8 protein-coding genes are annotated in these 12,760 nt (G+C 67.6%); 3 read left to right on the top strand and 5 right to left on the bottom strand.

The features are described 5' to 3' along the window. Positions 1 to 35: 35 nt before the first annotated feature. Positions 36 to 3,179 (bottom strand): EAL domain-containing protein, encoded by a 3,144-nt coding sequence (locus tag ASD59_RS09820; protein ID WP_055831379.1) that lies wholly within the window; start codon positions 3,177 to 3,179, stop codon positions 36 to 38. Between the two features lie 365 nt (positions 3,180 to 3,544). Here ASD59_RS09820 and ASD59_RS09815 point away from each other — a divergent pair, with 365 nt between their 5' ends. The 3 genes from ASD59_RS09815 to ASD59_RS09805 are packed head-to-tail and all read left to right on the top strand — an operon-like array spanning position 3,545 to position 5,666. Beyond that, a complete protein-coding gene (locus ASD59_RS09815) occupies positions 3,545 to 3,991 on the top strand; it encodes a response regulator (protein WP_055831377.1) in 447 nt (148 codons plus the stop codon). Between the two features lie 5 nt (positions 3,992 to 3,996). Then, a complete protein-coding gene (locus ASD59_RS09810) occupies positions 3,997 to 5,256 on the top strand; it encodes a pilus assembly protein TadG-related protein (RefSeq protein ID WP_162246632.1) in 1,260 nt (419 codons plus the stop codon). An 11-nt stretch (positions 5,257 to 5,267) separates the two neighbouring features. Further along, positions 5,268 to 5,666 carry a hypothetical protein gene (locus ASD59_RS09805; RefSeq protein WP_055831373.1) on the top strand — a complete coding sequence of 133 codons (399 nt, stop codon included), beginning with the start codon at positions 5,268 to 5,270 and terminating at the stop codon, positions 5,664 to 5,666. A gap of 12 nt (positions 5,667 to 5,678) precedes the next feature. Here ASD59_RS09805 and ASD59_RS09800 read toward each other — a convergent pair whose 3' ends face one another. The 4 genes from ASD59_RS09800 to ASD59_RS09785 form a co-directional block, all read right to left on the bottom strand. After that, positions 5,679 to 6,344, bottom strand: a complete 666-nt coding sequence (locus ASD59_RS09800) for a L,D-transpeptidase (RefSeq protein ID WP_235561792.1) — start codon at positions 6,342 to 6,344, stop codon at positions 5,679 to 5,681. Between the two features lie 77 nt (positions 6,345 to 6,421). Further along, positions 6,422 to 8,764, bottom strand: a complete 2,343-nt coding sequence (locus ASD59_RS09795) for a two-partner secretion domain-containing protein (protein WP_055831371.1) — start codon at positions 8,762 to 8,764, stop codon at positions 6,422 to 6,424. Positions 8,765 to 8,816: 52 nt separating this feature from the next. After that, the gene (locus tag ASD59_RS09790) at positions 8,817 to 10,289 is read right to left on the bottom strand and encodes a ShlB/FhaC/HecB family hemolysin secretion/activation protein (RefSeq protein WP_235561791.1); all 1,473 of its coding nucleotides are present in this window, start codon (positions 10,287 to 10,289) and stop codon (positions 8,817 to 8,819) included. Between the two features lie 1,285 nt (positions 10,290 to 11,574). Then, a complete protein-coding gene (locus tag ASD59_RS09785; RefSeq protein WP_055831365.1) occupies positions 11,575 to 12,669 on the bottom strand; it encodes a helix-turn-helix domain-containing protein in 1,095 nt (364 codons plus the stop codon). Positions 12,670 to 12,760: the final 91 nt, after the last annotated feature.

Raw genomic sequence — 12,760 nt, 5'->3', positions numbered from 1 at the left:
TCCTTTACTGACAGGTCGGGGGGCGGGAACGCACATCAGGCGGCAGCCCTGACTTCGGAAACGGGAAGGTCCTGGAAGTCGCAGGGACGGCGGTAGTAGTAGCCCTGAATATAGTGGACGCCGGCGGTCCGCAGGAACCGGAACTGCTCTTCGGTCTCCACGCCCTCGCAGACGATTTTCATGCCCAGGGCCCGACCAACGCCGATCACGGCATGGATGATGGCGGCCGACGCGGTGTCCTCGCAACACCGTGTGATAAAGCTTCTGTCGATCTTCAGCGTGGCGAACTGGAGACGTCTCAGCGCGTGAAGGCTGGTGTACCCGGAACCGAAGTCATCCAGCGCGACCCCCACCCCCATGGTTTCGAGCCGCTCGAGGGTCGGTCGCGCCCGTTCAATGTCGAGGATCGCGGTTTCGGTGACCTCGATCTCGATTTGCTCGAGCGGGTAGTCTGTCCGCGCGGCGGCCCTGGCGACCCGGTCCGCAAAATCATCGCACTGAAACTCGTCCGCGGACGCGTTGACCGAAATTCGGAGGTCCCGTCGCGCCACGCCCTCCTGCATCGCCCTTTCCATGACGAAATCCGTCAGCCGCCTGATCGCGCCGGCGGCTTCAAGGGCGGGTATGAACTCATCCGGACTCCGCACGCCTCGCTCGGGGCAGGTCCAGCGGACGAGGGCCTCGACCTTGCCGGCGAAGGCCCCGTCCCGATCCATCATGGGTTGATAAACGAGCCTCAGATGCCCGCCCTCCAGGGCGGCCGCCAGATCCTCCTCCACGGTCGCGGACTTCGAATCCGACGCCGGGGGCTCCGAGGAGCGCGCGGCGATACTGGACAATGTTTGATCCAGCACCAGGGCAAGGGCGTCGACGTCCAGGCGGGCGCCGTTCCCCCCACGCGCCGCATTCTCCACCGAGGCCGCCGCCTTTGCCACCGCTGCCGCGCCCAGGCTCAGGCTCATCGATTTGAGGGCGTGCGCGGCGCGCGCGGCTTCGTCGGTGTTCCCGGTCTCGACCGCTTGCCGGAGGTCGGACAGACGCAGGGGTGCATTGGTCGCATAGAGGCCCTCGACCTTGGCGACGAAATCGGGCCGGCCGTTGAGGGCCATGGCCTGCAGCTCAGCCTGAACGACGGGGTCGAAAAGGCCTGTGTCCACAGCCGCTATGGTCTCCACCGCCGGGGCGGTTTCCCCGCGTTGCGCGAATTCGGGGCAATGAGCGCCAAGAGCGTCGGCGAGGTCGCCCATGGTGAACGGCTTGTAGATCACCCCGTCCATGCCCGCGGCCTCCCAGGCGCCGGCCGCGGTTCCGACCACGTGAGCGGTCAGGGCCAGGATCGTCGATCTCGGACGGTTCCGGGCCGCCTCTTCGGCCCGAATGATCATCGTCGCCTCGAACCCGTCGAGATTGGGCATCGAGCCATCCATCAGGACCAGATCGTAGCTTTCGGTCCTGAGGCGCTCCACCGCCTGAAGCCCGTCTTCAGCGAGCGTTACGGAGGCTCCCAGCCGGTCCAGCGCCTCGCCGGCGACCTCACGGTTCACCTCGGAATCGTCGACCACCAGAACCCGGACGCCGGGGAACTGGACCGACTGGAAATCGCCGCCTCTGCCTTGCGGCACGGCCAGCGGCTGACCTGCGCGCAGCTGGCGCGCGATCGCCTCGATTTCGCTCCGGCGGATCGGGGTCTGCAGGACACACGTTCCCGGGGGAGCCTGAACGTCGCCCCCGGCGACCACGACGGTCGGGACGCCCAGGACCGGTTGATCCGGTCCGTGGAACGCCGCCTCTGTCGCCTGTCCGGCCGGAGCCGCGCCGATGCCGAAATCCGCCAGGTAGCGGCGCAAGGCGCGTTCGGACATGGGCCCTACGCCCTCGACGGAGGCCGACATGGCGGTCGGTTCCGCCGCGAGACCGACGCTGCCCGGGGCCGTCCGCAGCGACACGGCGAAGGCGAACAGCGAGCCCTCGCCAAGGCGGCTGCGCAGACGCCATTCGCCGTCCATGGCCTGAACAAGGCGGTCGCAAATCGTCAGCCCGAGGCCGGTACCGCCGTGCTTTCGGGTCGTGCTCTGGTCGGCCTGCGAAAAGGCCTGGAAAAGGTCCGGCAGCTTGTCCTCCGGTATCCCGGGACCGGTGTCGAGGACCCCCAGGACGTACCCCTCCGGCCGTTCGCTGTCCGCCTCGATCGTGATCAGAACGCCTCCGCTCTCGGTGAACTTGATCGCATTGTTGGTGAGGTTGCCGAGGATCTGCCGGAGCCGGGTCGGATCGCCGCAGACACGGGGCAGGGCGGGATCGACATAGACAGCCAGATCGAGCCGCTTTTCACGGGCGCGCTCGGTGAACAGGCCGGCCACGTCCTCCGCGGCCTCCGTGAGATCAAACTCGACATCTTCAAGATCGAGTTTGCCCGCCTCCACCTTGGAGAAGTCGAGGATGTCATTGATGATCGCCAGCAGCGACTTGCCCGACTTGGCGATGACGTCCGCGTACCTGCGCTGGCGAGGCGCGAGGTCTGAGCCGGAGAGGAGTTCGCTCAGGGCGAGGATGCCATTCATGGGCGTCCGGATTTCGTGGCTCATGACCGCCAGGAAGTCGGACTTGGCCGCGGTCGCCGCCTCGGCCGTCTCCTTGGCCACCCGAAGCTCTGCGGTTCGGGCCGATACCTCCTGTTCGAGGCCGGCGACGTGAGCGGCAATGCGGTCGTCCCGGACCCGGATATCCTCCATCATCGCCCGCACGCCCGACACCAGTTCGCCCACCTCGCCGTCGGCCGCGATTTCCGGCGACCGCGCGAAATCGCCGGAGTGCCGGACGTCGCTGGTGAAGGCGGCCAGTTGTACGATCGGGGTGCTTATCCGGCGCGCCAGCCGGAGCGCGATCATCAGTCCCGCCAGAAGCGCAACCGCGGCGCCGGCGAGGCTGGTCAGGACCGCGGCGAGAATGCGGGACTTGAGTCCCGGCGCCTGGCTCAGAAGGGTGATCTCCCCCACCTGGGCGCCCTGGCTCATCACGGGCGCTGTCGCCTGAAGCGTGCCGCTTCTCAGGACGGACCAGAAGGACGCCGCGCCGCTCCGCCCGATCGTGGCGTCGGACGTCAGGCGGACGCCGCCTCCCGTCTCGGCCAGCAGGCGCCCCCCGGTTCCGGTGATGCGGGCATAGGTGATGTCCGGCATCTGGCCGATGGATCTGATGGCGGTGAAGGCCCCCGAGGAATCTCCCGAACGAACGGGGTCGGCCGCGAGCGAAGCGATGACGCGCGCCGTTTGCGTCAGCCTCTGGGTCTCGAGCGCGGACTGATCCCGGGCGTCAAGCCATACCGCAAACGTTGCCGTAACGATGCAAGTCGTCAGAAGCGAGGACAGCACCAGCCCGATCAGCTTTCGGCGGATGGATCCGCTTCGATATGGCTTCGAACTTAGCAACTTCGAGCACCCGGATTGCCGATTTGTCTCAGGATACGGACGCTTAATGACTCTTCCCTTAAGCTTCTGTCGTCGGGACTGTCCGGCGGGGCCCGTAAGGCCCGAAGGGTTGAGTAGTGGGCGACTTTTTCTACGTCCTTGATGAGTCCGCACGGATCCTGTTTGTGGATGACGACCCCATTCTGCGCGAGTTCGCCCAGGTAAATCTCGCGTCCCCGAAAGCCCGTATCGATGTCGCCGTTCACGGAGCGGACGCGTTGGAGCGGCTGAAGGAGGACTACGACGTCGTTCTTCTTGATCTCGAGATGCCGGTCATGGACGGGTTCGACACCCTCGCCGCCATCAGGGCCAATCCGCGAACCCGGGACATCGCCGTCATCGTTCAGACAGGGCGGGAAGACGTCGAGGCCATTGATAGGGCCTTCCGGCTGGGAGCGACGTCCTTCGTCACCAAACCCCTGAACTGGCGGCTGCTGACGTATCAGATACTCTATGTCCTCCGCGCTTCCCGGGCGGAGCGCAGCGGCGCCGTCCACGACTCCGGCAAGGACCGGGCCGCATGAGGGCCGTGGCGCGTCTTCTGATCAGGCTGGGGATTCACGTCCGCCTGCTTCGCTCGGACACACGAGGCAATATCGCCCTCGCCTTCGCCTTCATCGGGCCTGCGGTGATCCTGCTCGGAGTCGGCGCCGTCGACCTGTTCGCCGTTCACACGGCAAAAGTCCGCCTGCAGAGCATCGCCGACGCAGCCGCCCTGGCCGGGGCGCCCTCCCTCGCCCTGGCCACCGACGGCGCTGCGGCCAAGGAACGCGCCGCCTCCTTCGTCGCCGGGGCCATGAGCGACTGGTCTGAGGGGCCGAGCTTCGAGGGAACCTACGAGGTTGTCGACCAGGGCGGGCAGCGCGCGATCCGGGTCCTTCTTCGGGGCCACCGCCCGTCATTCTTCGCCAATCTGCTTCCTCCGGGGGGATGGAATTTCCAGGGCGACGCCACGGCCACATCGCTCGGCCTGGTTCCCCTGTGCGTGCTGGTCACGGCGGACACCAACGCCAGGGTTCTGAACATCACGGATACCGGCCGGATCGCGGCGCCGGCCTGCATGGTGCACTCCAACCGGGACATTCTGGTCGAGGGCGGCTCCATCACGGCGGCCGCCGTTCAGGCCGTCACCTCGGCCAGCGGGGCGATCAGTCCCACGCCCGGAACCGGCGCGGCCCGGATCGCCGATCCCTTCGCCGCGCTGGATCTCGATCGGAGCGGGCTGGCCGACTGTGTCGTCGGCGCGGTGCTCGAGCCGCTCAAGCTCGCGGTCGGCGTCACTCGTATCCGGCCCGGCATCCATTGCGGCGGTCTGGAAATCTCGGGAACCGCCGCCGTCGTTCTTGAACCCGGCGAGCACTGGTTCAGTCGTGGAAGTCTGATCGTCAAGGACGGGGCTCGCCTGCAGGGCGACGATGTCGTTCTGTTCTTCGACACGGCGTCCCGATTCCAGTTCATCGACAATGCGCTGGTGAGCCTGTCGGGACGAACGAGCGGCGCCTATGCGGGCATCGTGATGGGCGCCACGCGCGACAACAGGCAGGACTTCATCATCTCCAGCGACAACGTCGACAGCCTGCTGGGCGTGATCTACGTGCCGACCGCCCGACTGGTTGTCCAGGGCAGGGCTGACGTCGCGCGTGACAGCGCCTGGACCGTCATCGTGGCGCGCAGCCTGCAACTCACCGGCGCGCCGTCGCTGTTCGTCAACGCCGACTACGACGCGACGACCGTTCCCGTGCCGAAGGGTGTGGGTCCGCGCGCCGGCGGTGCGCGGCTGATCGAATAGGGAGGGAAGCCATGTCTGTTGAAGCCCAGGTGATCGCGGATCGAATCGACGACGAGCCGCCATCGGAGAAGCGTCAAAGGTCAGGCGACCGCCGGGCGCGGGACCGTCGCAAACCCGGCAGCCGGATCAACAAGGGCGCCCCGCGGAACTCGCTGCTCAAGGCCGTCGGTGCCTTTGGCGTCGTCTTCAGTACGGCCGCGTTCGTCCTGACGCTGCTGGGCGGGCAGATGCTGAACCTGCCGTCGACCATCGTCGCGGTCGGATTTGAAGCCGCCGCGCTGGTGACGTCGGTTCTCCTGCTGGCGCTCGGCTCGATCGAGCTCAGACTGGTGGAAATCCGCCTTGAGTTGATGATGTTGAACGGCGGGATGCGAGGCGAGGATCGACGCGAGGGCGACCGACGCGAGTAGATCGCGGCGGCTTCAGTCCGTCGACGGACTGTCTTCGCCTGACGCGGATTCGGCCACGGCGGGAGCCGGGAAGAACACCTCTGCAAGCGAGCGGTGCTCGGGCAGGATGTAGACGATCCCGGTCGTCCCGGTGAAGGCGGGCTGCACGATCTCTTCGTAGAATTTCACCGGCACGTTCACGCACCCGTACGAGATCCGGTTGTCCTGCGCGGTCGCCGTGCCGAGGCGCTCCAGCCGGCGGTCAGCCGCCCGGGTCGTAACGACCGGATGCAGGGAGAGGGCGGCGTCGTAGTCGATCCACAGAATGCCCTTGCCGCCGAGGTTCTCGCCCATCGAAGCGAGGAAGCGTCCCGCCGGCGTGATCCGGTCTTCGGGACCGATGGCGGACAGCGGACGGTCGCCGATTCCCGGCGGGGAGACGTCGCCGCGCGACAGGCCCAGCAGGACGGGGGCTGAGCCCAGCAACCGCCCGTCGCCGTCATAGGCGAGCACCCGGGCATTGACCTTGTCCACCATGAGGAACGGCAGCCCCTGATTGTCGGCGGTCTCGCTGATCCAGGCCGCAATCTCGCTCGCCGCCGGTGAGACGACGGCGTCGCGCCCGTCAGGCGACCAGGCTCGCTCGGACGCCTGGCCGGGATGCGGAAAGGCGAGGCCCAGGGCCAGGCCTCCGACCACGCACAGCCCTGGCCAACGGGGGGTGAACCCGCGGGACGTGGCATGCGCGGCGCATTTCGGAGGTGTGGACGCCATGGTCAGTTGCGGTCCTGCTTGGGAACATAGACCGGGACGGGCGGCGCGATCCGCGTGGGCGGGGCGGGGCGCGCAATCACCTCCTCGGCGGGCGGAGAGACAGGGGTCGCCTCATACGGCGGCATCCGGACGCCCCGATCGACGAGGTCCAGGGGCAACTCCGGCGTCGGCGTCACGACGGGATAGTTGATCGTCGGATAAGGCACGAACGGCGAAGGCGTCCCGGGCGGCGTCACCGGCGGCGGTGCGACAGGCGGAACGACCGGCGGCGTCACCGGCGGAGTCACGGGCGGCGGCGGCGGGGGAGGAGGCGGAGGCGGAGGCGGCGGCGGCGGAGGCGGAGGGGGAGCCGCGGTGATCGTCCCCCGTGTCCGGAAGGTCGCCACGCAGCAGGATCCGGCCAGGGCATACCGGCCAGCGTCAGGGCCTGCCAGTGTGTAGCCGCTGTAGGTGATGCCGACATCGGCGCCGACCGCCGCGGAATCGAACGTCGCGCTGGCGGCGGGCCCCGCCACGAGGGTCACCCCGGTCGGCAGGCCTGACGTCGCGGTGGTCCTGAACCCGGTGAGAACCGCCGCCGTCGTACCGTCAAACACCCGGCTGCCGTCCGGGAAGAGCAGCATCCGTTGAGTCAGCGCCGCGCCCTCGGTCAGGACGAAGCGGGTGCTGAAGTCCGTCGGGGCGGCGTAGGAGACCGGATTGTAGTTGATCGTCACCGGGGCGACCGTGACGGTGACCGGCGGCGCCAGGGGGCTGAAGATGATGGTGCCGCCGCCCACGCCCGGACCCGTTCCGTCCGCGCCGGCGATCAGGGTCAGGCCGACCGGAAGACCGAGGCTCTGGGCGGGAATGGTGCTGCCCCGGGTGAGAGTGACCGCGGCGTCGATGTGGACGTCGTGCCCCGCGCACAGCGCGATATTGCCATCGGTCGTGGTGATCGCGTGGAAGACATTCACATTCTGCCCCGCGTTCAGCAGGACGCTGCCGTTCACCGTGGTGATGGGCGCATTGACGTTCACGTCGCGCCCGCAACAGGCCACCAGGTTGCCATTGGTGGCCGTGATCGCGGCATTGATGTTGACGTCGCGGTTGGCGTTCAGCGTCAGCGTCGTCGGGGTGGAGGAGGCGGTCCAGGCGATCGCGTCATTGACGTGGATGTCGCCATTGCCCGGGAGGCTGGCGCCCGGCCCGGTCATCGTGCTGATGACGACATTGGTGGTCACCAACTGGGCGGACAGGGTGGCTCCGGAAATATTGCCGCCGGCGCCGATCGTGAAATCAGCCGGGTCGATCAGCCATGTCCCGGCGGCGCCCGAGGGCGCCTCGGTCGTGACGCGGGTCCCGGTCGCGACATTCACGGTCCGGGCGGATGTTTCGATGAAGCCGCCGTCGCCGCCGTCAGGCGCGCTGGCGTCGAGCACGCCCGAGACGCTTACCGTGCCGCTCTGCATGTCGCCCATCAGCAGGATGACGCCGTTGCGCTCGCCGATGGTGCGGGCCTGAATCACGCCGGTGTTGTTCACCACCGTCCTCAGCAGCTCGCCCGCCCCCTGGGCGGTCATCAGCACCCGGCCCCCGTCGGCCTGCAGGATGCCGCCGTTCTGGACCAGGGCGTTGGCCGCACCCCTGTCCACGGCGACGTTGAGCAGTCCGTCGCCCGCGACGTCGAGTGTGATGGCTTCGCCCGAGGCGAGGGTGATCGTGCCCAGATTGGCCTGGATCAGGCCCTCATTGCTGACGGTCCCCCCCAGCAGGGCGACGTAGCCGCCGTTGGCGATGATCGTGCCCTGGTTGAGCACTGACCCGCCGCTGCCCGAGAATCTGTAGTCGCCCGCCATGAAGTCCGCGTCCGTCATGCCCAGGGTGGACGCGACCAGCCCGCCGACATTGACCTGGGACCCCTGTCCGAACAGCACGCCGTTCGGATTGATCAGGAACACCTGGCCATTGGAGGTCAGGCTGCCGAAGATCGAAGATGCGTCCGCGCCCAGCACCCGGTTCAGCGCGATCGAGCTGCTGTTCGGCTGCACGAAGACGACGCTGCCGCCCTGACCGATCGAGAAGCTCTGCCAGTTGATGGCCGTGTTCTGGGTGGACTGGTTGATCGTCATCGTGCCGGGGCCGGTGGTGATGGTCGCGCCGCCGGCGACGACCGTTCCGCCGGTGGGCAGGGTCTGGGCCCGGGCCGTCGTTCCCACGGAAAGCGACACAGTCAGTCCGATCACGGCGTAGGCGGCGATGCCCGCCAGAGCGGTTGACGCGGACAGCACGCCCTTGCGACGGCGCAGGCTCCGGGCCCCGGCCCGTACGGCGCCGCTGGCGGTCATGTGCTGGAGTCTGGTCATCAGAACGTCCTTGTCAGGAGGAGCGCGGGAGGAGGGCAGGTCGGGACGGTCATCAGAACAACTTGACGATCTGGAACCAGGCCCGGCCCGTCTCGTCGGGTCCGGAGGTCGATATCTGGTCGTTGAACCTGCGGGCGTAGGACGCCCGGACGATCAGGTTCTGCGGGCCGAACCAGTTCAGTCCGATGCCGCCGCCGCTGCGTCGGGCGTGATTGGGTCCGGCGAACCAGGGGTCATGGGCGAAGTCCACCTCGCCCGCATCGACGAAGCCGATCAGCTGGAACCGGCCCGGCAGGGCGCCGGTCCATCGGTCCAGTTCAAGGCGCGCCTCGATCGTCGCGACATAGCCTTCGTCGCCATAGGCCTCGCCCTCCGGATAGGCGCGCACCGCATAGGCGCCGCCCAGCTCCATCTTCTCGGAACTGTCCAGATTGTCGGTGGCGATCTGGCCGCGAACGGCGCCGTAGACCGACAGCGGTCCGCTGACCGCCTGAAGGCGCGACACGGCGTACTGGAGCTTGTTGAACCCGCCCTGCGAGCGCGCGCTCATCGCATCGGCGGCCCGCTCCAGCGGGCTTTCGATGTTCAGATCGCCCGACGTCCACGACAGCGATCCGGCGTTCCAGCCGCCGCCCCCGAAGGCGTCGCGGGAGTCGCCGCGCAGGCCGAGGGTCACGGCCTGTATCTCCTTGTCGGACACCTGTGAAACCAGGCCGATTTCGTCCGTCAGATATTTGGCGTCCAGACTGGCCAGGGCGTAGAGGTTCGCGGTCCGGGAGCGGATCAGCGGATAGCTGGCGAAGACGCTGAAGATGTCCGCCGTGCCGCCGGCGTCGAGCGCCCGAAACTCGCGGCCGAGCTCATACTGCATGTGCGTATAGGCGACGCCCACCGTCGCATCGCCCAACGGCGCCTGCCAGGCCGCGCGCCCATAGGCCAGACCCTTCGTCGAAGCGAGCAGGCGCAGGCTCAGCAAGTCGCCGAACCCCGTCGCATTGGCGTAGTTGACCGAGCCGCCGAACCGGTAGGCGCCGGTGTATCGGTTGCCGGCGTTGTCAGCCTCGAGGCTGCCCGAGAGTCGGGGCGCCCGGGCCAGGTCCACGGTCAGGTCCGCGGCCCCGACCTCGGCGCCCGGAGACAGCGTCGAATGAACGAGCACGCCCGGAATGTCGGAGAGAAGCAGCAGCCTGCGTTCAAGCGGGGCGATCGCGACAGGATCGCCGGTGTTCAGGCCGGCCGTTATGCGCCGGGCCACATCGTCGGACACGCCGGACTGGTTGCGTACGTTGATCGCGCCGTATCGGCCCTCGATCACGGCGATGGTCACGGCCCCCTCGAGGACGTCCTGCGCCGGCAGATAGGCCTGGGCCAGCACATAGCCGCGGCTGTTGTAGAAGCGCGTAATACCGGCCGCCAGATTGCGAAGTTCGGGCAGGGTCAGATCGCTCCCCGGGGTGAAACCCGCGGCCGCGATCAATTCGTCTTCCGGGAACAGCGTCGCGCCCTTGACGCGCAGGGAATTCACGCGGATGCGCGCACCTTCCGCCACCGCGTCGGTCGGCGCGTCGGGGTGTTCAATTCGGATGTCGGGACCCGGTCGCTGCGGGAGAGCGGACGGCGGAATTTGCTGCAGCTGCCCGCCCCCGGCGGGTTGCTGGGCGTACGCAGTTTGGCTCGACGCCAATAGCGCAGCCGCTATCAAGCCGGATTTCAACATAGCTACCTCGAAGCGCCGCCGCGAATTTAGGGCGTACCGGCCCTCACGCAGCGGAGGGCACGCACGTAGGAAGCCTGGCTACCGTCGGTTCAACGCGGACCGGGAAAGCATACTACCCGGGAAGGGTAAAATGCCGAGCCAGCAAGTTGAGCGTAAAGTTAACAATGCATAAAAAGGTCGTCGACTGTGACGCCTGTACTTATAAATGACATGATAGAAACTTGGTTCCAGATCCGAAGATAAATATTCACGCAGTGCTGATGTCGGTCGCGTACTTGGAATGCTGGATCAATGCGCGGCGGCGGGAGCATGTCTGACCGATAGTGGGCGTTCCCTGTCTTCGCCTTTCCCTGCCGTCGACCTCGGCCGGGTGGCGAAACGGGCCGCAGCCCTGTCTCTGCTTAGCGCCCGTCCGCAGAACGGAGCCGCCTGGCCCTGTAGGAGCATCGATCAGATGCCGGTGAGGCGCTGAAGGAGGCGACAGGCCTCGGCCGCCTCCCTTCCGATTCGCTGGCGCGATTACCGCCCGGGCAACAGGCTCACGCTCGCGCGCACCGGACGGACCAACAGGCTCTCAGGAGGCCTGTGCGACTCCGACGACTTCGACGCGGTGAAGGACCGGATGGCCACCCTCATGGCCGCCGGCTTCCTGAGCATCTGCAAGCCGACGCCGACGCTTCGCGTGGGGGCGCGGGCCGGTCCGGTCAGACAACACACGGAAATTGGAGGCGGGCGGCGGAGGCTGGAACGCTCGCCGGTTCGTCGGCGCGGACATCCTCCAGACCCTCCTCGCCCCTCGCAGGAACTGAACCCCCTCCAACGGCCTGCTCTGGTGGTCGAACGTCCGACCAGGAGCTGACGCGTTCGGGCGGGGGCGCGCTCTCAGGTTTCCTTCCGCGCCTCCCGACACCGTCGCCGCGTTGGGAGCCGGCGGTCCGATGCTGCTGATCGTCCCGTCGCGCAACCTGGTCGTGGTGCGGCAGGGCGACGCCCCCGGGTGCGCAACCCTGGGGGGCGATCTGCTCGCCGGGACCCTCGGCGAGTCGGCCCGCCGGTAAGTTCGTCTCTGTACGGAGGGTGCGAGGCGCTGCTGTCAGTCGGACGACAAATCGTCTTCGATAGCCAAGGCATTCTCGGCCCGCCCCCGCGGGCCGTCGCTTCCGCTCATCCACCCCAGCACCAGATCGTAGCGGATGCCGGCCTGATCGGAGGCCGGCCGCGCAGATGGCCCCGGCGATTGAACTGCGCCGGGCGCCTGACCATAATGATCCCGGAACGACCGGCTGAAGTGGGACTCGCTGACGAAGCCGTGAGCGTGCGCGATCTCGCCGATGGTGGGCCGTCGGCCGACCCGCGCCAGCAAGGCCTCACGCGCGAACTCGAGCCGCCGATGCTTGATGTAGAGCTGGACGCCCCCGGACAGGGCGAAGGCCCGGAACAGGGTGGCTCTGGAGACACCCAGTGCGTGGGTGAGGGACCCGATCGTGAAATGAGGATCGTGGACCGCCCGATCGATCAGGGCGACGGCCGAGGATCGCAAGCCCCGGTAGACCGCCGCAGTCTGATCGGTGCTGAGGCGGCCTGTGTCCGTGAAGGCCCGTCCTGCCAGCACGAGGGCGGCCTCGATGCTCGCCAAGCCATCCTCGACGGTGAGAGACGGTGCTGACTCGAGAAGTGCGATCAGCTGTCCGGTCAGCAACCGGCTGAGCCGGGACGTGCCGTCGATGGTCAGGCCGTGAAAGTTCCGGTCGACCAGCCAGCGCGGCGCCACGTCTCGCGGCATGGCCAGGACCACGGCGTCTACCGCGCCGACCTTGAGCGCGGAAGGGCGCGCCAGGTCGCGCAGATGGAAAGACCCCGCGGGCGTGTTGATGTCGACGCCGTCGGCGTCTCCCTTCATGCCGGCGAGGTCCAGCATGAGCGCCACGCTGTCCAGGCCCGAACGCCGTATCTCGCCCGGCCCGCGAACGAGCACCTGCCCGACGGATCGTCCCCGACCGAGCACATACGGGCCGAACTGATAGACGATGTTGTCGGTGAAGAAGGCCTGGCCGTGGTCGATCTCCGACACCCCGTACCAGTCGCTGATCCCGTTGAGGTAGAAATCAAGAGCGGACGGAACGTCCTTGGCCGAAATGCTCCAGCCCGCTGCGGGAGGCGGGCCGGACGACTTGTTACCCAACGCCATGAACGCCACAGATTCCCGTTATGTCGACTTCTGACTCAGACCTGTATCGATAAGCGGGCGCAATTCAACGTCGATGGAACGCTGTCCGACG

The organism is Brevundimonas sp. Root608 (assembly GCF_001427825.1).
In the GTDB taxonomy this organism is placed as follows: domain Bacteria; phylum Pseudomonadota; class Alphaproteobacteria; order Caulobacterales; family Caulobacteraceae; genus Brevundimonas.
The sequence above is the reverse complement of the archived record's forward strand: the minus strand, read 5'-3'. Positions and strand labels throughout refer to the sequence as shown.

Excerpts from the sequence above, each read along its gene's own strand:
- ASD59_RS09805 (WP_055831373.1), top strand. The coding sequence starts at position 5,268 with ATGTCTGTTGAAGCCCAGGTGATCGCGGATCGAATCGACGACGAGCCG.
- ASD59_RS09820 (WP_055831379.1), bottom strand. The coding sequence starts at position 3,179 with ATGCCGGACATCACCTATGCCCGCATCACCGGAACCGGGGGGCGCCTG.
- ASD59_RS09795 (WP_055831371.1), bottom strand. The coding sequence starts at position 8,764 with ATGACCAGACTCCAGCACATGACCGCCAGCGGCGCCGTACGGGCCGGG.
- ASD59_RS09785 (WP_055831365.1), bottom strand. The coding sequence starts at position 12,669 with ATGGCGTTGGGTAACAAGTCGTCCGGCCCGCCTCCCGCAGCGGGCTGG.